At 64.0% G+C, this 21615-nt stretch carries 19 protein-coding genes and 1 pseudogene (1 of these 20 running past the window's edge); 8 read left to right on the top strand and 12 right to left on the bottom strand.

The features are described 5' to 3' along the window. Window positions 1-140 precede the first annotated feature (140 nt). From panB to thpR, 7 genes are all read right to left on the bottom strand, one after another. Complete coding sequence (gene panB, locus R2E40_RS18560; RefSeq protein ID WP_318164096.1) at window positions 141-935, bottom strand: 3-methyl-2-oxobutanoate hydroxymethyltransferase; 795 nt, start codon at window positions 933-935, stop codon at window positions 141-143. Further along, window positions 932-1441, bottom strand: coding sequence for a 2-amino-4-hydroxy-6-hydroxymethyldihydropteridine diphosphokinase (gene folK, locus R2E40_RS18555; RefSeq protein ID WP_011707280.1), 510 nt, complete (start codon window positions 1439-1441; stop codon window positions 932-934). Before folK ends, panB begins: the two co-directional genes overlap by 4 nt. Before the next feature lie 11 nt (window positions 1442-1452). After that, window positions 1453-2952: a polynucleotide adenylyltransferase PcnB gene (gene pcnB / locus R2E40_RS18550; RefSeq protein ID WP_017411017.1), complete on the bottom strand. Its 1500-nt coding sequence runs from the start codon at window positions 2950-2952 to the stop codon at window positions 1453-1455. A gap of 232 nt (window positions 2953-3184) precedes the next feature. Further along, on the bottom strand, window positions 3185-4093 hold the full coding sequence (gene gluQRS / locus R2E40_RS18545; RefSeq protein WP_318164095.1) for a tRNA glutamyl-Q(34) synthetase GluQRS: 909 nt from the start codon (window positions 4091-4093) through the stop codon (window positions 3185-3187). A 113-nt stretch (window positions 4094-4206) separates the two neighbouring features. Further along, a complete protein-coding gene (gene dksA, locus R2E40_RS18540) occupies window positions 4207-4656 on the bottom strand; it encodes an RNA polymerase-binding protein DksA (RefSeq protein WP_005304459.1) in 450 nt (149 codons plus the stop codon). Window positions 4657-4775: 119 nt separating this feature from the next. Continuing rightward, window positions 4776-5519 carry a DNA/RNA nuclease SfsA gene (gene sfsA / locus R2E40_RS18535; RefSeq protein WP_077096945.1) on the bottom strand — a complete coding sequence of 248 codons (744 nt, stop codon included), beginning with the start codon at window positions 5517-5519 and terminating at the stop codon, window positions 4776-4778. A 42-nt stretch (window positions 5520-5561) separates the two neighbouring features. After that, window positions 5562-6089 carry an RNA 2',3'-cyclic phosphodiesterase gene (thpR, locus tag R2E40_RS18530; RefSeq protein ID WP_318165575.1) on the bottom strand — a complete coding sequence of 176 codons (528 nt, stop codon included), beginning with the start codon at window positions 6087-6089 and terminating at the stop codon, window positions 5562-5564. A gap of 156 nt (window positions 6090-6245) precedes the next feature. On the opposite strand from thpR, the gene hrpB reads away from it, so the two are divergent. From hrpB to R2E40_RS18515, 3 genes are all read left to right on the top strand, one after another. Continuing rightward, window positions 6246-8693: an ATP-dependent helicase HrpB gene (gene hrpB / locus R2E40_RS18525; protein WP_318164094.1), complete on the top strand. Its 2448-nt coding sequence runs from the start codon at window positions 6246-6248 to the stop codon at window positions 8691-8693. 73 nt (window positions 8694-8766) lie between these two features. Then, on the top strand, window positions 8767-11088 hold the full coding sequence (mrcB, locus tag R2E40_RS18520) for a penicillin-binding protein 1B (RefSeq protein ID WP_016351880.1): 2322 nt from the start codon (window positions 8767-8769) through the stop codon (window positions 11086-11088). 42 nt (window positions 11089-11130) lie between these two features. Next, on the top strand, window positions 11131-11532 hold the full coding sequence (locus tag R2E40_RS18515) for a VOC family protein (protein ID WP_270798038.1): 402 nt from the start codon (window positions 11131-11133) through the stop codon (window positions 11530-11532). A 100-nt stretch (window positions 11533-11632) separates the two neighbouring features. Here R2E40_RS18515 and R2E40_RS18510 read toward each other — a convergent pair whose 3' ends face one another. Continuing rightward, window positions 11633-11953, bottom strand: coding sequence for an SMR family transporter (locus R2E40_RS18510; protein ID WP_011707272.1), 321 nt, complete (start codon window positions 11951-11953; stop codon window positions 11633-11635). Window positions 11954-12093: 140 nt separating this feature from the next. Then, window positions 12094-12456: pseudogene (locus tag R2E40_RS18505) on the bottom strand (SMR family transporter); the annotation flags it as partial. Window positions 12457-12612: 156 nt separating this feature from the next. Between R2E40_RS18505 and R2E40_RS18500 the strand changes: the two are divergent. Further along, window positions 12613-13494, top strand: coding sequence for a LysR family transcriptional regulator (locus R2E40_RS18500; RefSeq protein WP_011707270.1), 882 nt, complete (start codon window positions 12613-12615; stop codon window positions 13492-13494). A gap of 113 nt (window positions 13495-13607) precedes the next feature. Next, window positions 13608-15188 carry a response regulator gene (locus R2E40_RS18495; RefSeq protein WP_045789066.1) on the top strand — a complete coding sequence of 527 codons (1581 nt, stop codon included), beginning with the start codon at window positions 13608-13610 and terminating at the stop codon, window positions 15186-15188. A gap of 75 nt (window positions 15189-15263) precedes the next feature. Here the strand turns inward: R2E40_RS18495 and R2E40_RS18490 are convergent, their stop codons facing one another. After that, entirely contained in the window at window positions 15264-15791 is a 528-nt protein-coding gene (locus tag R2E40_RS18490) for a DUF2937 family protein (protein ID WP_045526141.1), read from the bottom strand. A gap of 174 nt (window positions 15792-15965) precedes the next feature. Between R2E40_RS18490 and R2E40_RS18485 the strand changes: the two genes are divergently transcribed. Together R2E40_RS18485 and R2E40_RS18480 are read left to right on the top strand one after the other, a co-directional pair. Next, window positions 15966-16688: a phosphatase PAP2 family protein gene (locus R2E40_RS18485; protein WP_318164093.1), complete on the top strand. Its 723-nt coding sequence runs from the start codon at window positions 15966-15968 to the stop codon at window positions 16686-16688. A gap of 257 nt (window positions 16689-16945) precedes the next feature. Further along, window positions 16946-17848 carry a sulfite exporter TauE/SafE family protein gene (locus R2E40_RS18480; protein WP_011707266.1) on the top strand — a complete coding sequence of 301 codons (903 nt, stop codon included), beginning with the start codon at window positions 16946-16948 and terminating at the stop codon, window positions 17846-17848. 60 nt (window positions 17849-17908) lie between these two features. Here the strand turns inward: R2E40_RS18480 and R2E40_RS18475 are convergent, their stop codons facing one another. Both R2E40_RS18475 and hemL read right to left on the bottom strand, forming a co-directional pair. Further along, complete coding sequence (locus R2E40_RS18475; protein ID WP_318164092.1) at window positions 17909-18724, bottom strand: hypothetical protein; 816 nt, start codon at window positions 18722-18724, stop codon at window positions 17909-17911. A gap of 219 nt (window positions 18725-18943) precedes the next feature. Further along, a complete protein-coding gene (hemL, locus tag R2E40_RS18470; protein ID WP_318164091.1) occupies window positions 18944-20230 on the bottom strand; it encodes a glutamate-1-semialdehyde 2,1-aminomutase in 1287 nt (428 codons plus the stop codon). A gap of 222 nt (window positions 20231-20452) precedes the next feature. Here hemL and clcA point away from each other — a divergent pair, with 222 nt between their 5' ends. Beyond that, on the top strand, window positions 20453-21615 hold the 5' portion of the coding sequence (gene clcA, locus R2E40_RS18465) for a H(+)/Cl(-) exchange transporter ClcA (protein ID WP_318164090.1). Its footprint extends 232 nt past the window's final position; only the first 1163 of its 1395 coding nucleotides appear in the window; the start codon lies at window positions 20453-20455; its stop codon lies beyond the right edge, outside the window.

Genomic DNA, 21615 nt, shown 5'->3' with positions numbered 1-21615 from the left:
CCCGCATGGGTAAGAGAGGAGTGGCAACGGGCAGCATCATCGGCAGGTCACCTTGGGATGAATCATCAAGAGACGAGTTGCTAGTCAGCACCAGAGGGCGAAGCGGGGGCGCAGGCCCCCGCTCTCGTCACGCTATCGGATCAGTTGAAGCAGTGTTCCGGGCCCGGGAAGGTGCCCTCGCTCACCTGCTTCACATAGAGCCGGATGGCGGCACGCATGTCGCCGGTCTCGGCCAGGAAGTTCTTGGTGAACTTGGGCACATAGCCGGAGGTGATGCCGAAGGCATCGTGCATCACCAGGATCTGGCCATCGGTGGCGGGGCCGGCACCGATGCCGATCACCGGAATGCGCAGCGCCTTGCTGATGCGCTCGGCCAGCGAAGTGGGCACGCACTCGAGCACCAGCAACTGGATGCCGGCAGCCTGCAGTTCGAGGGCCTGACGGTAGATCTCCTGGGCCTGGAACTCGTCGCGTCCCTGCACCTTGAAGCCGCCGAATACGTGCACGGATTGCGGGGTGAGGCCGAGGTGGCCGCACACCGGTACGCCGTTGCGGGTCAGGTGGCGGATGGAGTCGCACAGCCAGTCGCCCCCTTCCATCTTCACCATGCGGGCACCGGCCGCCATCAGCCGGGCGGCGTTCTGATAGGTCTGCTCCGGAGTGGTATAGCTCATGAACGGCATGTCGGTCACCACCAGAGCATTGGTGGTGCCGCGCACCACGCAACGGGTGTGATAGACCATCTCATCCATGCTGACGCCCAGGGTATCCTGACCCCCCTGCAGCACCATGCCCAGCGAGTCGCCGATGAGCAGCACGTGGGCGCCCTCGTCGTCGAACAGCTTGGCAAAGGTGGCATCATAGGCGGTGATGGCGGTGATTCGTTGGCCTTCCTGCTTCATCTTCAGCAGGTTGGTGGTGGTGATCTTGCTCATAGAGGCTCCTGTTCGTCTGCACCGGGGGCAATGATGGCAAGATCATTGTGCGGGCAGCGGGCAACCAGTTCTGCGAGTGGGGTGCCGCAAGGCAGTACCAGAGCGGGTGCAATCTCGGCCAGGGGCAGCAGCACGAACTCCCGCTCCTTCATGCCGTAGTGGGGAACGATGAGGCGTTCATGCCTGATGATCTGATCGCCAAACAGCAGCAGATCGAGATCCAGGGTTCTTGGCCCCCATCGCTCATCCTTGCGCACACGTCCTTGTTCCAGCTCGATGCTTTGTAGTTGATCCAGCAGCGCCAGCGGCGTCAGCCGGGTGTTGAGCCGGGCCACGGCATTGACGTAGTCCGGCTGGTCAGCAGGGCCCATGGGGCGGCTGCTGTAAAACGACGAGGCCTGCACCAGCACGGATCCCGGCAACCTTGCCAGAGCGGCGACGGCGCGACGAGCCTGACCGAGCGGGTCAGACAGGTTGGAACCAATGGCGATGAAGACCTCGGTCATCACGTCAGTTGTCACTCGGCCGCTTTCGGTTTGCGGCGACGGGGGCGACGACGGTTGCGGCTGTTGCTGCTGCGCTTCTCGCCATCGTTGCTGCGCGCCTCACCGGCCTGACCGCGCTCACCGCTGGCCGGGCGGCGGGTTGCCTCCCGTTGCAGCTGCGGGCGCACGTCCGGATTGGATTCCACGTAGCGTTCCCACCAGCTGGCCAGCTCGCCCAGACCGCGCTCGACCCGGTTGCGCAGCAACAGGAAATCAAACGCCGCGCGGAACTTGGGATGTTCCATGGCCCGCTCGGGGTGGCGGCCCTGACGGCGGGTCAGCCGCTGCTGCAGGGCCCAGATGTCGCGCACATCGGTGGTGAAGCGGCGCGGGACGGCGATGATCCGCACCTGGTTGTCCAGCACCTCGTTGATCGCCAGCATGAAGGCGTCATACCAAGGCAGGCCGCTCTCGTTCTCCAGCACCCGGCCGCGGGCCTCGACACAGCCCCACAGCAGGGTGGCGTAGAGGAAGGCGGGGGTGACGCGCTTGTCTTCCCGGACCCGGGTGTCGGTATCGATCAATGCCTGCTCGATAAACTGCTCGTAGGGCGAGTTGCCGTGCGGGGTAAACAGCGCCGCCACCTGCGGGAACAGCTGCTGGAACAGGCCGTATTCGCGCAGCAGCTTGTAGGTGGCCAGGCCATCGCCAGCCAGGAACAGCTTGAGGGTCTCCTCGAACAGACGGGCTGCCGGAATATCCTGCAGCAGCGGTGCCAGTTCCTTGATGGGGGCGGCGGTGCGCGGGCTGATGGTCATGTCCAGCTTGGCGGCGAAGCGCACGGCGCGCAGCATCCGCACCGGATCTTCGCGGTAGCGGGTCTCGGGATCGCCAATGAGCTCCAGCTTGCGCTCGGCCAAGTCTTCCAGCCCGCCCTCGAAATCGTGCAGGGTGAAATCCTTGGCGCTGTAGTAGAGGGCGTTGACGGTAAAGTCGCGACGCTCGGCATCCTCTTCGATGGTGCCGTAGACGTTGTCGCGCAGCAGCATCCCTTCATCGGATTGGGCCGACACATGTTTGCTGGTATTGACCTGATGGTGGTGACCGCGGAAGGTGGCCACTTCGATCACGTCACGACCAAAGACGATGTGGGCCAGCCGGAAACGGCGGCCGATCAGGCGGCAGTTGCTGAACAGTGACTTGATCTGCTCCGGCGTCGCATCGGTGGCGATGTCGAAATCCTTGGGCGTCTTCCCGAGCAGCAGATCCCGGACTCCGCCGCCGACCAGGTAGGCTTCGTAGCCGCCCTTGTTCAGGCGATAGAGCACCTTGAGTGCATTCTCGCTGATCTCTTTGCGCGAAATCGGGTGCTGGTCACGGCTCAAGGTACGACGTTGTCCGGCGACACGGGCCGGAATGGGGGACTCCGCCGACTGCTCGCCGTCTTCCTTGCCGAGCACTTTGCGGCAAAAGTTTGCGATCTGGGAAAAAATGGTACACCTCGTTATGACTTCAAATTGACGGGAGGCCAAAAAAATAGCGGCCTATCATAGCTCACGCCTAACCAAATGAAAAACCGTGCTGGCAATTGATCTCATTTGAGAGGGCGCGGCCGGGAAAAATAGCGGTCTATTCCCATCGCTCACGCTTAACCAAATGAAAAACCGTGCTGGCAATTGATCTCGTTTGACTCGGATTATCCCGACAAAATCACGGCCAACCGCGGCGATTTACGTTCAATCAAACCAAAATTGCCTGCGCGGCTCAGTAATCAGCCAGCTGGATCTTCTCGCTGGCAGGCACCCGGGCCAACTGCCAGTGGGCGATGCCCCAGTCGACGATCTCGTCCACCCGGCTCGCCATCAGCTCGGGGGGCGGGCACTGGCCGAGAAAGTGCAGCGCCTGCCACAGGGCCGGGCGCACCTCATCCTGTGCCAGCGCCGGTGCGTGATTCTGCTTGGAGAGCTTGTTGCCATCGGCCTGCACCGCCAGCGGCAGATGCACCCAGGCGGGCACGGGGGCGTCCAGGGTCTGGTAGAGGGCGATCTGGCGCACCGTCGGCTCCAGCAGATCGGCACCGCGCACTATCTCGGTGATGCCGCAGTCCATGTCGTCCACCACTACCGCCAGGTTGTAGGCATAGAGCCCATCGCGCCGGCGCACGATGAAATCTTCCTCGGCCAGCGCCGCCGGCACCGCAATGCGGCCCTGCAGCCCATCCTCGAAATCGTACACCGGGTGGTGCTGGCGCAGGCGGGCGGCGCACCCCTCTGCGGTCAGCCCAAGGGTGCGGCAGTGACCGTTGTAAAAGCCGCCGCTGGCCATGATTTCGCGCCGGGTGCAGCGACACCAGTAGAGATCGCCGGCCCGGTAGAGCTGGTCGATGATCTCGTCATAGTGGCTGTGGCGCCGGCTCTGGTACATCACCTCGCCATCCCACTGCAGGCCATGGGCCTCCAGGGTCTGCAAAATGAGCGGGGCGGCCCCCGCCATCTCCCGCGGCGGATCGATATCTTCGATGCGCACCAGCCAGCGCCCCTGCCGTGCCCTGGCCTGCAGGAAACTGCCGAGCGCCGCGATCAGGGAGCCGAAGTGAAGCGGGCCTGAGGGGGAGGGGGCAAAGCGGCCGATATAAGGGCGGGTCTGGGACGAGGGGATGGTATTCACGGGCATGCGGATTCGGGCAAACGGGACATTGAGGCTGCATTCTGGGACGGCCCGGCCAAAAGCTCAATAAAAAAGGGAGCCCGCGAGCTCCCTTTTTTCTGTTATGCCAGAGGTCGGTATCAACCGGCCATCTGTTTTTCCTTGATTTCAGCCAGGGTCTTGCAGTCGACACAGAGGTCGGCGGTGGGTCTGGCTTCCAGACGGCGGATACCGATCTCGATACCGCAGTGTTCGCAGTAACCGAAGTCATCGTCTTCGAGCAGCAGCAAGGTTTTCTCGATCTTCTTGATCAGCTTGCGCTCACGGTCGCGGGTACGCAGTTCAAGAGCGAACTCTTCTTCTTGCGCGGCGCGATCCACGGGATCCGGAAAGTTGGCAGCCTCATCCTTCATATGGTCAACGGTGCGGTCAACTTCCTGCATCAGTTGGTTGCGCCAGGCTCCCAGGATCTTGCGAAAATGTGCCTTTTGTTGGTCATTCATGTACTCCTCACCCGGTTTTTCCTGGTAAGGCGCCACACCCGCAATGGCCAGGGGGCCCAGAGATTTCCTGTTTTCGCCTGTTGGCATGCCCTGTCTCCTAATTCAGCACGCTACCCGTGCCATCCATAAATTGAGGGCGACATCTATAGCAGAAGGGTAACTTGGAGGCAAACAAGCCGTACCAATAATGTTACCCACTCCAACATTTATTCGCTGCCCTCGGGTAGCAGGTGACAAGATTCAAACGGGATAAAATCTTGGGCCACCATGCTCTGCACCCCAACATGGGGTCGATAGCATAAAATTTCAACCCCTGCCGTAATTGCTTGCTCAATAAGCAGACTATAGTGCGGATCTATATGCGCTGCCGGGCGCATTCTCACGATTCCGGAGTGCAAAACCATAAATAACAACACGGCTCTGTGGCCTGCCGCCTTCATGGCCATTAATTCACGCAAGTGCTTGGCACCACGGGTGGTGACCGCATCGGGGAAGTAGCCCATGCCAGGTTGCTCCCGCTCATCGAGCAGGGTCACCGATTTCACCTCGATATAACAGGCCGGCCGGTGGTCATCTTCCAGCAGCAGATCGATGCGACTGTTCTCTTCGCCGTATTTCACCTCGGTGCGCAGCCTGGCATAGCCGCGCAGCGGGGCGAGGGCATCCTGCTCGATCAGCTCGCGGGCCAGCTGGTTGGCGCGGGCCGTGTTGACGCAGATGAAGTGCCCGGCCGGGCTCTCGGCGATCTCCCAGCTGTGGGGCAGCTTGCGCTTGGGGTTGCTTGATGTGGAGTACCAGACCCGGGTGCCCGGCTCGGCGCAGCCGGTCATGGCGCCGGTATTGGCGCAGTGGATGGTGATCACCTCGCCGTTGTCGAGCTGCACATCGGTCAGGAAGCGCTTGTAACGGGAGATCAGCTGCCCGGATTGCAGGGGGGGATCGAAGATCATGGTATGGCTCTCTTAATCGATGAGTCTGGGCATGGCCGCCGGTCAGGATGCCATTTTCTCTCTGGCCCGCAGCGGCCAGCAGGCGAGGGGCTCGTAGCGCACCCCGTCCGGGGTGGAGAGGGATTGATAGAGGCAGAAGCGGTCGGCCTGCAGCACGAAATCGGGGGCGGGCAAGGCGGCCGGCGGTTCGCTCGCCTTGCGTGACAGGGTGACGTGGGGGCGATAGCCCTGCTCGCCGTTGCCAAGCCCCAGCTTCTCGCCGTGGCGACGCAGCGCCCTGGCCAGCACGGTGAGCTCGTTGGGCCACTCTGTCGGGCCGACCCAGGCGGCCTTGGCGCGGCCGAACCAGCCGGTTTCATTGAGCGCTATGGTGAGCGGCGGGCAGTGCTGGCGCTCGACGGCGGCCATCAGGCGGGTGGTGGTGAACTGATCCGCTTCGCCGAGGAAGGCCAGCGTCAGGTGGAGATTGGCGGCGGGCACCGGTTGACCCGGCCAGGGCAGCTGGTCGCGCCAGGCGACGAGATCGGATGCCAGCGCCTCGGCGGGCAGGGCAAAGAAGAGTTTGGCCATTCGGGTGAGCATGCCTCTTTCATGCAGACAGGGTGGCCCATTCTAGGGCAGCCACTGCATCCTGTCTCGCCAGCCGACATCCGCTCACGGTGGCCGGGCAGGCTGTGGCAGAATAGGCGCCGTTTTACGACTTGCAACAAGAAGGTGCAGATCCCTTTGTCTTCCCTCCCCATAGTGTCGGTGCTGCCCGCACTCTTTGCCGCCATCGACAACCATGCCAGCGTGATCCTGCAGGCGCCGCCCGGTGCGGGCAAATCGACCCTGCTGCCGCTGGAGCTGGTGCGCCAGCACCGGCTGCCCGGTCGCATCATCATGCTGGAGCCCAGACGTCTCGCGGCGCGCAACATCGCTGCCTTTCTGGCGCGTCAGCTCGGGGAGAAGGTGGGCGAGCGTATCGGCTTGCGGGTGCGTGGCGAGAGCCGCACCAGCGCAGCCACCCGGCTCGAGATCGTCACCGAAGGGGTGCTGACCCGGATGCTGCAGCAGGATCCTGAGCTCACCGGCGTCTCCTTGGTCATCTTCGATGAGTTCCACGAGCGCAGCCTGCACGCCGATACCGCGCTGGCCTTCGCCATCGAGAGCCAGCAAGGGCTGCGCGATGACCTCAAGCTGTTGGTGATGTCCGCCACCCTGGATGGCATGGCGCTGGAGCGGCTTTTGCCGGAGGCCCCGGTGGTTCGCTCGGAGGGTCGCGGTTTTCCCATCGACCACCACTATCGCCCCGCCAATCGCCAGCAGTGGCTGGAACCCCAGGTCGGCGCCGTGGTGCTGGAGGCGCTGGCTGCCCACGCCGGCAGCCTGCTGGTGTTCCTGCCGGGCCAGGGAGAGATAGAGCGGCTGGCGCAGTGGCTGGAAGGGCGGCTGCCGGACGAGGTGACCCTCGCCCCCCTCTACGGTCGCCTCGACATGGCGGCCCAGCAGGCGGCCATCGAGCCGGCACCTGCGGGGCGTCGTAAGCTGGTGCTCACCACCAATGTGGCGGAGACTTCCCTCACCATCGAGGGGATCTCCGTGGTGGTCGACAGCGGGCTGGAGCGGCGCGCCTCCTTCGACATCAAGAGCGGCGTCACCCGGCTGGAGACCCGCCCCATCGCCAAAGCCTCCGCCACCCAGCGGGCGGGTCGTGCCGGTCGTCTCGGCCCCGGTGTCTGCTACCGGCTCTGGAGCAGCGAGGTACAGGAGCGCCTCGCCGAGCAGAGCCCGCCCGACATCCTCACCCAGGAGCTGACCGGCCTGCTGCTGGACGCCGCCCAGTGGGGGGCCAAGGTCGAAGAGCTGCCGCTGCTGGACATGCCGCCGGCAGCCGCCGTCGCCAGCGCCCAGCGACTGCTGGTGAGCCTCGGCGCCATGAAGCCGGAGGGTGAGCAACAACTTACCCCGGCCGGCCGCGCCATGGCGGCCTTCGGTACCCATCCCCGGCTTGCCCGCATGCTGCTGCGCGCGCGCGCGCTGGAGGCGGAAGGTCTGACAGGGATTGTCGCCGATGCGGCTTTCCTGGTGGCGCTGCTGGAAGAAGATCTGCGAGGATCGGAGCGGCTCTCCGTGCTGTTTCACCGCCGCCAGGGGGCCTTGCGCCAGAGTGCAGCCCGCTGGTTCGAGCGGCTCGGCGCTCGCCCCGCCAATGCACAGGGGCAATGGCTGGGGCTGCTGTGCGCCCTCGCCTGGCCCGACCGCATCGGCAAGCTGCGCAGCGGCAGCCGCTATCAGCTCAGTGGCGGGGTGAGCTGCGATCTGGTAGAAGGTCACCCCTGTCAGGGGCAGGGGGCGCTCATTGCCATCGAGATGGGCCAGAACGAGCGCGGCAGCCGTATCTTCATCGCTGAACCGATAGAGCTGGATGAGCTGGTGCGCCAGCTGCCCGAGCTGGTGAACGAGCGCCAGTGGTTCGACTGGGACGAGCGCGAGGAGCGGGTGCGGGCCGAACGCCAGCAGGTGCTCGGCGAGCTGGTGCTGAGCCAGCGGCCGCTGACCGATCTCTCCGATGAACAGAAGGGGCGCTGCCTGCTGCAGGGCATCCGGCGCAAGGGGCTGCATGTGCTGCCCTGGGATGACGCCAGCGAGGGGCTGCTGGCCCGATTGCGCTGTGCCCGCGACTGGTTGCCCGACGAAGGGTGGCCAGCCATGGACGAGGCGAGCCTGCTGGCCGACCTGGAGCAGTGGCTGCTGCCGGCGGTGAGCGGCATGACCCGGCTGGAGCAGTTGAAAAAGCTCGATATGAGCGACATCCTGCGCCAGTCTCTGCCCTGGCCATTGCCCAAGCGGCTGGACGAGGCGCTGCCCGGCCACTTTACCGCACCGACCGGCAGCCGGGTGCGGATCCGCTATCAGCCGGGTCAGGCGCCGGTGATCCCGGTGCGCATTCAGGAGATGTTCGGCCAGGCCGCGACCCCGTGCGTGGCCGATGGTCGGGTGGCACTGGTGGTGGAGCTGCTCTCCCCGGCCCAGCGGCCGCTGCAGATCACCGCCGATCTGGCCGCCTTCTGGGCCGGCTCCTACGAGCTGGTGAAAAAAGAGATGAAGGGACGTTACCCCCGCCACTACTGGCCGGACAATCCGCTGGAGGCGATGCCGACCAGGGTCACCAAGAAGAAGATGGGGTTGTAGGTTCGATTGGCCAAGTCTGATCGGACGTTCGCGAACGCGACATAACAAGTAGAAAGGAAAGCAAAGAGGATTTATGGCAACGCAACGACGCAAGCGCACCCCCAAGAAGGCGGCGCCCAAACGCACCATCTGGCGCACGCTGTTCTGGCTGGGCTTCAAGCTCTCCCTGGTGGGAGCGGCCTTCATGGTGGTGTTTGGCATCTACCTCGATACCAAGGTGCGTGAACGCTTCGACGGCGAGAAGTGGCAGTTGCCGGTGATGGTCTACAGCCGGCCGCTGGAACTCTATCCCAGCCAGCGCCTCTCCCAGGCCCAGATGCTGCGCGAGCTCAACATGCTGAGCTACAAGCAGGTGCGCCAGCCCCACACCCCGGGCGAGTATGCGGTGAGCGGCAACCGCATCGAGCTTATTCGCCGGCCGTTCGAATTCCATGACGGGGCCGATGCCGCCCGCGGCCTGCGCCTCACCTTCAACGGTGCGCGGCTGGAGGGGATCCAGTCGCTGGAGAATCAGCGTCAGCTCGGCTACGCCCAGATGGACCCGGTGCTGCTCGATCGCCTCAACACCGAGGATCGGGAGGACCGTCTGCTGGTGCGCATCGCCGAGGTGCCGGACAGCCTGCTGATCACATTGCTCACCACCGAGGATCGCGACTTCTACCAGCACGGCGGCGTCTCGCCGGTGGCCATCATGCGGGCCATGGCGGCCAACCTGCTGGCGGGTCGCACCGTGCAGGGGGGCAGTACCCTGACCCAGCAGCTGGCCAAGAACTTCTTCCTGACCCGGGAGCGCAGCCTGTGGCGCAAGGCGCAGGAAGCCTACATGGCGGTGCTGATCGACTATCGCTACAGCAAGGACGAGATCCTGGAGGCCTACCTCAACGAGGTCTATCTGGGGCAGAACTTCTCCCAGGGGGTCTATGGCTTCGGGCTCGCCTCCTATTTTTACTTCGGCATTCCGGTCAACGAGCTGGACATCGATCAGGTGGCCCTGCTGGTGGGTATGGTGAAGGGGCCCTCCTATTACGATCCCTGGCGCTTCCCGGAGCGTGCCAAGGCGCGTCGTGATCTGGTGCTCAAGCTGCTGATGGATCACGGCAGCCTGCAACCGGCCGAGTATGAGCTCGCCAGCAAGCAGCCGCTTGGCATCATTACCCGCGGTCAGATGAGCTATGGCCGCACCCCGGCCTTCATGGGCCTGCTCAAGCGGGAGATCCAGAGCCGCTTCGGTCCGGATCTGCTCAAGCAGTCCGGCCTCAAGATTTTCACCAGTCTGGATCCCATCGCCCAGCACGCCGCCGAGCAGGCGGTGGAGTCGGGTCTGGCCCAGATCGAGAAGCTGCGCGGCAAGAAGAAGCTGGAGGCGGCCATGGTGGTCTCCGACTGGCACAAGGGCGAGGTGGTGGCCATGGTGGGCGGCCGGGATCCGCGCTATGCCGGCTTCAACCGGGCGCTGGATGCCCGTCGCCAGATAGGCTCGCTGGTCAAGCCGGCAGTCTACCTGACCGGTCTCTCCAACGGCCTGACCCTGGGCACGCCGCTCAAGGACCAGCCGATCCGCATTCGCGGCAAGGATGGCCAGATCTGGACCCCGCAAAACTACGACCGCAAGTTCCGCCAGAGCGTGCCGCTGATGGATGCGCTGGCCAGCTCCCTCAACGTGCCGACCGTCAATCTGGGGCTGCAGGTGGGGCTGGACAAGGTGGTGGACACCCTGCACAAGCTGGGGGTGGAGCAGGAGATCCAGCCCTATCCCTCGCTGGTGCTGGGGGCGGTGGCGCTCTCGCCGATGGAGGTGAACCAGATGTATCTGCCCATCGCCAACCAGGGGCTGACCCAGCCGCTGTCGGCGATCCGGGCGGTGGTCAACAGCGACGGCAGCAAGCTCTATCAGCATGATGAAGCGGCCAAGCGGGTGACCGACGAGCAGGCCAGCTGGCTGACCCTGTTCGCCATGACCAAGACGGTGAGCCAGGGCACGGCGCGCGCGCTCGGTGCCAAGTTCCCCGGCGCCACCATGGCGGCCAAGACGGGCACCACCAACGAGCTGCGCGACTCCTGGTTCACCGGGCTCGACAACAACGAGCTGGTCAGTATCTGGGTCGGTCGCGACGACAACACCCCGGCCGGCCTGACCGGTGCCAGCGGTGCCCTGCAGCTGTTCAGCGGCTACATGAGCCAGCGCGGGGTCAACAGCCTGGCCATGAACATGCCGCAAGGGGTGAGCTGGGCCAGCTTCTCCCGCGCCAGCGGCACCCGGGTCACCAGCGACTGCCCCGGCAGTCTGCAGGTGCCGGCCAAGCTGGCCGGGCTGGCCGAGCCCATGGGCTGCGCCAGCCCGGTGTCCAGCCCGGCCAATGCGCTGGACAACTGGTTCAACGGTTTCTTCAACTGACCGCGGCGGGCAGCCCAGGCTGCCCGCTTGCCCGGAGAACTCATGTCACATCCCCTGTTCGATGCCATCCACCACGTGGCCATCATCGCCAGCGATTATGCGCGCTCGCGCCACTTCTACCATCAGGTGCTGGGGCTGCCCATCATCGCCGAGACGCTGCGCGAGGAGCGCCAGTCGTGGAAGCTGGATCTGGCGCTGCCGGACGGCAGCCAGCTGGAGTTGTTCAGCTTCCCGGCGCCGCCGCCGCGCTCCTCCCGGCCGGAGGCGTGCGGCTTGCGCCATCTGGCCTTTCGGGTCGCTGAGCTCGACCGGGTCATCGCCCATCTGCAGGGGCATGGTATCGAGGTGGAGCCGGTGCGGGTGGATGAGCTGACCAGCAAGCGCTTTACCTTCTTCGCCGACCCCGACGGCCTGCCGCTGGAGCTCTACGAAGCGGGCCGCTGAGGCAGACCTGTCGCGAGCCTGCATTGCCTCATAAAGAGCAGAAGCCGCCTGGTTAGCCGGGCGGCTTCTTTTCATGGTGTGCGGTGCGTGACGGGGGCGATCAGGCGGTGGTGAGCAGGGTTACCGCAACGGCCATCACCAGCATGCCGACCCAGCCGATGGGCTTGAGCCGCTCGCCAAACAGCAGCAAGCCACCGAGGGCGGTGCCCAGAATGCCGATGGCACCCCAGGTGGCATAGGCCACGGCCAGATCGATCTTGCCGGTGCTCACCGCTTCCGACAGCAGGGTGAAGGCACACAGCACCAGCAGGATGCCGAGAAACCCCCAGCCTTTGTGACGAAAACCAACCGAGCGGTTGATCGCCATGTTGGCACCGATATCCAGCAGGGCCGCCCCCAGTACGATGATCAACGGGTGCATACGGCCTCCTTGGCAGCGCCAAGGCAGCGAGTACAGCCAGTACCTGCGGCCGGTTTGTCATGGGCAGCGCCAAGACGGCGGGTGCTGCCGGTGCCTGCGGCCGGTTTGTCATGGGCTGCGCCAAGGCGGCGGATGCTGCCGGTGTCCGCGGTCGGTTCGTCATGGGTTTCACCCATTGTCACCAGAACAATACCCACTATGGCCAGCGCTAGTCCGATCAACTCCTGAGCATTCAGGTGGTAGTCGAGGAACAGCACGGAGACGACGGTGATCAGCGCGATCCCCAGCCCCTCCCAGAGCGCGAAGGCAATACCAATGGAGATTGTTTTGGCGGCTTTGGCCAACAACAGATAAGAGAAGGAGATGAGCAGCCACATTGGCAGATAGTTGAGCCAGCCGGCCTCGTTCTCCGGGATCATGGCCATGCTGGAGGTCCCGGCGACCTCGGTCAGAATGGCGCCCGTCAGGAAGATGCGGGCCAGGAGCATGCGATTGAATAACATAAAATGTCCTTTTGTTGCTGCGACGGGGCCATGATAGCCGCAGCTTGCTCAGGCGACAGAATCGCTGAGCGTCGACAATTCAGACGCTGATGGTTTGCCTTGCTAGAAGGGGGCAAGGTAAGGTGAATATCGGATACCCTGCTCACGACCCAGATCATGAAGCTCTACCAGATACAACTCTTTGTGGAATCAGCCAGCAGTGGCTCCATCGCCAATACGGCGCGCCGACTTGGCAAGAGTCGCAGCGCAGTCAGCACGGCGATAGCGGCGCTTGAGGTTGAGCTTGGCGTCGAACTTTTTGAACGAGGTGCCAACCAGAGCCGCTTGACCGAGATCGGCGAGCAGGTGCTGGACGACTGCAAGCGGCTGCTGCAGGCCGCCAACAGCCTCAAGCTCAAGTGCGAGCACTACGCCTCCGGCGCCGAGGTGGCGCTGCGGGTGGCGCGGGATGACGCCATTCCCGAGGCGGTGTGGCGGGAGATGCTGGGGGCGCTGCGCCACCAGTTTCCCGGCACCAGCATCTCGCTGGTGCTGGCCTCGCCGCCGGAGCTGCCCGCGCTGGTGGAGGAGGGGTTTGTCGACGCCGCCTTCGGTCTCATCACCGAGGAGCAGGAGCGCAGCGGCCTCAACATCGAGGTGCTCAACCCGATCCGCACCCTGATGGTGGTGGCCCCGAGCCACCCGCTGGCCAGCCTGAAGCGGGTATTGCAGCAGGATCTGACCGGTCATACCCAGGTCACCCTCTCCTATGTGGACGAATTCTCGGTCAAGAGCCTGCTGCCCATCGGCGGCCACCACATCGGATTGTCGAGCTTCGAGCTGATGCGCGATGCGGTGCTCGACGGCCTCGGCTGGGCCGTGCTGCCGTCGCCGCTGATCCAGAGCCAGCTGCGACAAGGGGAGCTGCTGACCTTGAAGCACAAGTTCAGCCTGCAGTGGCGCGACTACGGCGTCTATCTGTCGGAAAATGCCTATCACGGCAAGGTGTTGGCGTGGCTGAGGAAGGCAATCCAGGCCTATCTCGAACCGTTCGAATAAACCGGCCGGCGCTGGGCGGGCACGAGGGAGCAAGTGCTGGGGCTTGTGATCCATCGCTGCCTGATGGTACATACTGTCAGTACCCTCATGCAGCGCCTGGAGGCGTGAACGATATGAGCAGTGCCCAAGACAAGGACGAGCTCTGGCTGGATGACGACATCATCGAGCTGGATGACGATGAGGCCGTGGTGACCAAGGCGATCAACCCCTGGCAGGTGTTGATCGTCGATGATGAGCCGGACATTCATCATGCCACCCGGCTGGCACTTTCCAACATTCAGTACAAATCCCGCCCGCTTGAACTGCTCAACGCCTACAGCGGCGCCGAAGCGGCCCGCATGCTGCTGGCCAATCCGCGCATCGCCCTGATCCTGCTCGACGTGGTGATGGAGACCGAGGATGCCGGCCTGCGGCTGGTGCACCAGATCCGCAACGAGATGCACAACAGCCTGGTGCGCATCGTGCTGCGCACCGGCCAGCCGGGGCAGGCCCCGGAGCAGCGGGTGATCCTCGATTACGACATCAACGACTACAAGACCAAGACCGAGCTGACGGTGCAGAAGCTCTACACCACCGTCATCGCCTCCCTGCGCTCCTACGAGACCCTCTGCGCCATCGACAAGAGCCGGCAGGGGCTCGGCAAGATACTGGAGGGGGCGGGGGATCTCTATCATCTGCACTCGCTGCGGGAATTTGCCTCCGGCGTGCTCAAGCAGATCAGCGCCATTCTCGACGTGGGCACCGAAGGCGCCATCTGCGCCGAACGCCGCCCCGGCTCGCAGGAGCTGGAGATCCTGGCGGCCACCGGCGACTATGAATCCCTGCTGAGCGATGTGCCGCTCAGTGCCTTCCCGGCCCTGCACGATTCGGTGATGAGTGCGCTGGCCAACCGCTGCAACCGCTTCGAGCATCCCCAGGATGCGCTCTATATCGCGGCCCAGAACGGGCGCGAGTTCGTGCTCAATTTCACTCCCACCCAGCCGCTCGATCCGCTCGAGTGCGATCTGCTGGACGTGTTTTGTCAGCGCATTTCGGCGGCGTACGACAACCTCTATCTCTATAACCAGTTGCTGCGTGCCCAGGAGGCGACCGTGGTGGCGCTGGCGGCGCTGGCGGAGTTCCGCGATTCGGATACCGGTGATCACGTGCTGCGGGTGCAGAAGCTCTCCGATGCCATCGTGGCCGAGCTGCAGCAGGCGGGGGCCTATCCCGACGAACTGACACCGGGTTTCGTCGACATGATCGGCATGGCCAGCATACTGCACGACGTGGGCAAGGTGGGCACGCCGGACCACATCCTGCACAAGCCGGGCCGGTTCGAACCGGATGAACGGCTCATCATGGAGCAGCACGCGGACATCGGCGCCAGCATCTTGCACAAGGCGGGGGAGATGGTGGAGGGTACCAGCTATCTGTCGCTGGGGGCCGAGATTGCTCGCGGCCATCATGAACACTTCGATGGCAAGGGTTACCCGGAGCAGCTGGCCGGCCAGCAGATCCCGCTGTCGGCTCGCATCGTGGCCGTGGTCGACGTGTTCGATGCCCTGCTCAGCAAGCGTCCCTACAAGGAGCCCTGGTCGCTGGCGCAGACCATGGAATATATCCTGTCACGCTCCGGCAGTCAGTTCGATCCCCAGGTGGTGCAGGCGCTCCAGCGTTTGGTGAGCCAGTCGCGGCTGCCATACGAGCTGTGAATCTGGACGGAAACAACAAAGGGGCCATTGGCCCCTTTGTTGTTTCCGTCTGCCTGAGCCACCGCGTCGGTTTCGTCAGCGCGGCGCGTAGCGTGTGCGGGGCTGCTGCCGGCGAAACGGCAACAACACCAGGCTGAGCAGCAGATCGCCAAGCAGGGCTGCGAGCAGGCCTGCCGCCATGCCGCAGACGATGGCAGCCTGCTTGAGCGGCACCACGTAGCTGTAGTTTTGCAGGGTATCCTGCCAGAGCTGGGGCTCGGCGCGCAGCAGCAAATGGGAGAGTTGCCGGTACCAGGGATGGTGCTTGTAGACGCTCTCCTGCTGCAGGGTCTGGCGCTGGCTGACCAACAGCTGCAGGCTGGCGGCATCCTTGGCGAATACCGGATCCGGGTTGGTGCGATAGTGGTTGACCAGGGCCGTCAGATCGCCGTTGAAATGCTGGTCCGCCGTCTCCTGAAAAGGGGCCAGGCTGAGGCTGGCCTGCTGCAGGCGAGCATCCAGCCGCTGGTAGTAGAGGTCGATCAGACCCGGGATCTGCACGCCGGCCAGCAGGCCCAGGGCAAACAGCATCATCCGAAGGTAGCTGCGCATAGCACTCGTCATCTCGCGAAATAGAGGGACTCCATACTAGCCGCAAGGCTGCAACAGGCCAAGCCGGCAGGGGACGCGCCGGCTTTCCGGATAGGAGGCATGGCGCCTTCCCCCTCGTTTGCGTGATTCACGTCACGCTTTTTATGCTTTAAAATACGGCCCCATTTTTCGGGGAGGAGAGTCCGTATGCGCAAATTTATACCCTGTTATCTGTTGGGTGGTCTCATCGCCATCAGTTGGGCTGCTCTGCCCGATCACGGCCCCTGGGATCAGTGGGATCTCGCCGTCTTCCATCTGGTCAATGGCTGGCTGGGCCAGGCCCAGTGGTGGGCCGATCTGGTGGCGGTGACCAACAACCGGCTGTTCGATCTGGCGGTGCTCTCCTGCATGGGGCTGATCCTCTCACGCTGCTTCTGGCGTGCGGACGAGCAGGGACGCCGCCGGCTGGTGGCCATGGGGATCGTCATGCTGCTGGGGGCCCTGGTGATCAACCAGTTCGGTCATCTGCTGCCGGTCAGCCGGCCCAGTCCGACCCTGACGGTGACGGATGCGCTGCGGGTAACCCAGCTCAGCGGGATCCCGACCAAGGACTCCTCCAGCGACAGCTTCCCCGGCGATCACGCCCTGTTCCTGATGATCTTCGCCGGCTTTGCCCTGCGCCATCTGCCGCGCTGGGCCGGGGTGACCGCGTTGCTGATGGTGCCACTGTTCTCGGCGCCCCGCATCCTCTCCGGTGCCCACTGGCTGACGGATGTCTATGTGGGGGCCCTGTCGCTGACCCTGCTCTGCCTGCCGCTGCTGTTGTTGACCGGGCTGTCGAACGTGCTGATCGGCTGGATCGCCCAGCGACTGCCACGCCTGCCGGGCTGGCAGTGGCTGGCGGGCAAAACGCCGGCGAGTCAGCAATAAAAAAAGAAGGTCGGTGCATACCGGCCTTCTTTTTGGCTACTTCCCGCCGGTGACTGTGGTCGTCGCGAAATGACCATGACTACCACCGGTGGCCCCAGGCCTGCTGGCCCTCATAGACAAGTATTAGCAGATTCGTTCGGGCGTGCTCGTCATGACTTTCTCCAGATAATCGTTTGCATGGGTTGAATGCTTGATCCTGACCAAGATTTTTTATTTTTGCTGCCTTAGAATCGCCGCCCGTTGCTGGAGAACTCTGTATGTTAATTAATCTTTTGCGCCTGATATTCATCATCTGCGCCCTGGTGTTCATCTTCATGCTGGTACGGGCCTGGTGGCACAAACGGCAACAGGGGGAGCTGGAGTCGACCCCCTTCTGGCCGGTGGCGGCCATCGGTTTTGTCGCCAATTTTCTCGATACCCTGGGGGTCGGCAGCTTCGCGGTGAAGACCGCCTGCTACAAGCAGTTCAAGCTGATCGACGACCGGCTGTTGCCGGGCACCCTCAACGGCCAGTGCGTGTTGCCGACGGTCACCCAGTCGCTGATCTTCATCGGCGCCGTGCAGGTGGATCCGCTCACCCTCATCGGCATGATGGTGGCCGCGGCCGCCGGGGCTGCTTGGGGCGCGCGCCACGTTGCCTCGTTCGATCGCCAGACCATCCGGCTGGTGATGGCGGTCTCCCTGCTGGTGGTGGCCGGCCTCATCTTTGCGGGCCTGTTGGGACTGTTCCCCCTCGGTGGCGATGCCATGGGGCTGACCGGTTACAAGCTCGGGATCGCGCTGCTCGGCAACTTCATCTTCGGTGTGCTGATGAACGTGGGCATCGGCCTGTTCGCCCCCTGCATGACCCTGGTCTATCTGCTCGGCATGAATCCGCTGGCGGCGTTTCCCATCATGATGGGCTCCACCGCCGTGCTCAGCGTTTTCTCGGCGGGCACCTTCATCCGCAAGGGGGCCTTCGATGCCAAGGCGGTGCTGGCGGTGGCCATCTTCGGCCCTGTCGGCGTGGTGCTGGCGGCCATGCTGGTCAAATCCATGGACATGGCGATGCTCAAATGGCTGGTGGCCTTCATCGTCATCTATACCTCCTGGACCATGTACGCCTCCTGGCGAGCGGCGCGGCGGGCGCCACCACCCCGGCTGGCAGGCGTCACTGGTTAGCCAGTACGGCGCGTGTCAGTGCTGGCCGTGGGGTATTGACGTGATTGCAGCTCTTCAGCGTTATCTATACCTCCTGGACCATGCCCGCTTCTTGGCGGGCGGCGCGGCGGGCACTGCAACTCCGGCTGGCAGAGGTCGCAGGCTGGCCTGCACCAGCGCCGCTTCGGCCCTGGCCCCCAGAAACACATAGAGTCCGAGGGCCAGCAGCAGCCCCACGGCGCACCCCATCACACCCACCGCCGGCCAGAGCAGTTCGCTCTGGCCTAATGATCCCTTGAACAGCAACAACAACCCCTCGATGGAGACCGCGATCAAGATGGCGGCGATGAAGCGGGTAATGGTGCGGCGAATGGCGCTGTGGCGAAAGATGTCCTTATGCAGCAGCACTTCCTCTTCCAGAATGGTCTTGCCCAAGTCGAACACCGCCAGCGCCAGGGTGAGGAAGATGATGGCGCTGAAGGCCCCCAGCCGGTTCTGCTGCGCCCCGCACAGCAGCAGATAGAGTTGCTCCAGCCCGTGCCAGATGAGCGTCGCGACGATCAGAAACAGCGCCAGACTCAGCACCATATAAACCCCCTTGAACCAGGGCATGGCCCGGCGTCGTTCCCTGTCCCCCATCAGCCAGGCGATGAGCTGGTTCAGGCAGAGGGTCAGCTCACGGCCCTGGCCTCTTACGATTAGATGCAAGCGGGCTTGCGGCGCCGGCACTGGTGGCAGGATCCCGAGCGGTTCCCGGCTGGGTGCCTGGTTCAGGATGAAGGGATAACTGCTGAGTGAATCGGGTGATGCCGTGAGCAGTCCCAGCAGCAGGGGGGCCAGTTCGGCTTCGTACTCCTGATAGCGCCGCAGCACATCGATGGGGCTCATTTCCGCCATATACACCTCGCTCAAACGGGCTTGCATTCAACTTGCAGGGTGCAAATTGTGGGCCCGTTTTATGACGGATAGAGGGGCGGGATATGCACCGTTTGGTGACAGAGCCGTACCGCTTGCACAAATGCTGCACCAACATCGGGCGTACCGGGGGAGGCCGAAAGGCGCCGAAGCGGCAATGAAAAAGGGCCCGTGAAGGGCCCTTTTGCGACAAGCGGCGGCTTAGCCGGCCAGCTTGGCGAAGCTGCGCTCGGCGGCGGCCAGAGTGTGTTCAATCTCCTTGTCGCCGTGGGCCAGCGACAGGAACCCGGCCTCGTAGGCGCTCGGTGCCAGATAGACGCCCTCTTCCAGCATCAGGTGATAGAAGCGCTTGAAGCGTTCCATGTCGCAGCGAGTGACCTGCTCGTAGCGGGTGATCTCGGGCTCATCGGTGAAGAAGACGCCGAACATGCCGCCCACGTAGTTGATGGCGAGCGGGATGCCATGCTTGGCGGCGGCGGCTTTCAGCCCTTCGGCAACCCGGGCGGTCTTGGCGCTCAGCTGCTCATAGAGGCCCGGCTCCAGCAGCAGATCCAGCATGGTCAGACCGGCAGCCATGGCCACCGGGTTGCCGGAGAGGGTGCCGGCCTGATAGACCGGGCCGGTCGGGGCGATGTGCTGCATCACTTTCTTCTTGCCGCCGAAGGCGCCGACCGGCATGCCGGCACCGATGATCTTGCCGAGGGTGGTGAGATCCGGGTCGATGTTGTAGTGGCCCTGGGCGCCGCGCAGGGAGACGCGGAAGCCGGTCATCACCTCATCCAGGATCAGCAGGGCGCCGAACTCGTCACAGATGGTGCGCAGCCCCTCCAGGAAGCCGGGTACCGGCGGGATGCAGTTCATGTTGCCGGCCACCGGCTCGACGATGATGCAGGCGATCTCGCTACCGTACTGGCTGAAGGCTTCGCGTACCGAGTCCAGATCGTTGAACACGCAGGTCAGGGTGTGCTTGGCGAAATCGGCGGGTACGCCCGGGCTGTTGGGCTGACCCAGGGTCAGCGCGCCGGAGCCGGCCTTGACCAGCAGGGAGTCGGCGTGGCCGTGGTAGCAGCCTTCGAATTTGACGATCTTGTCGCGACCGGTATAACCGCGGGCCAGCCGGATGGCGCTCATGGTCGCCTCGGTGCCGGAGTTGACCATCCGGACCTGCTCCATGGAGGGGACGATCTGGCGCACCTTCTCGGCCATCAGCACTTCGATCTCGGTCGGGGCGCCGTAGCTCAGCCCTTTCTCCACCGCCTTGATGACGGCGGCCTTGATGGCCGGGTGGTTGTGACCCAGCAGCATGGGGCCCCAGGAACCGATGTAATCCACATAGGCCTGGCCATCCACGTCATAGAGGTAGGCGCCATCGGCGTGATCGATGAAGCGGGGTGTGCCGCCGACCCCATTGAAGGCGCGGACCGGTGAGTTGACGCCGCCCGGAATGGTCTGGCGGGCCTGTTCAAACAGCTGATCTGATTTTGACATGGATCATCCTTAATGGGATTTTGGTCGTCACACAGGCGCAGGTGGCCGATTGCGGCTCGGCAGTCAGGGGGCGCTGGAGTATGCTTGCGCTCTTGACCCCGGCCAAGGACTGCCCCGTGTTAAATGAAACGGGCCGACTATAGCAGAAAGGCCCGGTGCTGGGCAGCCGGACAGCAGGCCGGATGATCGTCACCTCCGTCAGCAAACGAATGTGGTTTTTTCATGTCGCAACAAGCTCTCTCCTCCTCCGAACCGCTCTCGCCTCCCCACGGCCCCGTTCTGCGGCGGATCATTCATCAAGACAAGATGCCCCTGCTGGTGCTGCTGTTGGCAGCGCTGGTCGGCACCCTGGCCGGGTTGGTCTGCGGACTGTTCGAGTCCGGCGTGCACTGGCTGGCACAGCAGCGTGTCGACCTGCTGGCCGATCGCCCCTGGTGGCAGCTCGGTCTGCTCGGCTTTGGCTTCAGTGCCTTGCTGGGTTGCATTGGCTATTTCCTGACCCATACCTTTGCGCCGGAGGCGGGTGGCTCCGGCATTCCCGAGATTGAGGGGGCCATGGACGAGCTGCGCCCGGTACGCTGGTGGCGGGTGTTGCCGGTCAAGTTCTTCGGCGGTATCTGCACCCTGAGCTCCGGCATGGTGCTGGGGCGGGAAGGACCGTCGGTACAGATCGGCGGCAACCTCGGCAAGATGGTGGCGGATATCTTCCGGCTGCCCAAAGAGCATGGGCACGCCCTGCTGGCAGCCGGGGCGGCCGGTGGTCTGGCCGCGGCCTTCAATGCGCCGTTGGCAGGGATCCTGTTCGTGATGGAGGAGATGCGCCCGCAGTTTCGCTACTCCTTCCTGGCCATCAAGGCGGTGGGCATCTCCGCCATCATGGCGACCCTGATGCTGCAGAACATGAAGGGGCAGGGGGCGGTGATCAGCTTGCCTCACTACGATGCGCCGGCCCTCAGGGCGCTCTGGCTGTTCCTCTTCATGGGGGCCGCTTTCGGCGTGCTGGGTTTCGTCTTCAACAAGCTGGTGCTGGCCTGTCAGGATGGTTATCTGGCACTGCATCAAAACAAGCGCCACCGCTTCGTGGCCATCGGGACGCTGGTGGCGGGGACCTTCGGCGTGCTGTCGCTGGTTGCCCCGGCGGTGACCGGCGGCGGTACCGAGCTCATCCCCCATCTGATGGGCGGGGAGTATGCGATGGCCACCCTGTTCCTCATCTTCTCCATCCGGCTGATGGCCACCCTGGTCTGTTTCTGCTCAGGCGCGCCGGGCGGGGTGTTTGCCCCGACTCTGGCGCTGGGCACCCTGTTCGGGGTGGTGTTCGGCCATCTGTTCCATGCGGCCTTCCCGGAGCTGGGCATCGAGCCCGGCGCCTTTGCCATCGCCGG

It is taken from the genome of Aeromonas sp. CD (assembly GCF_033349375.1).
Taxonomy (GTDB): domain Bacteria; phylum Pseudomonadota; class Gammaproteobacteria; order Enterobacterales; family Aeromonadaceae; genus Aeromonas; species Aeromonas hydrophila.
Note: the sequence above shows the minus strand (reverse complement) of the source record. Positions and strands in the feature narration are given on the sequence as shown.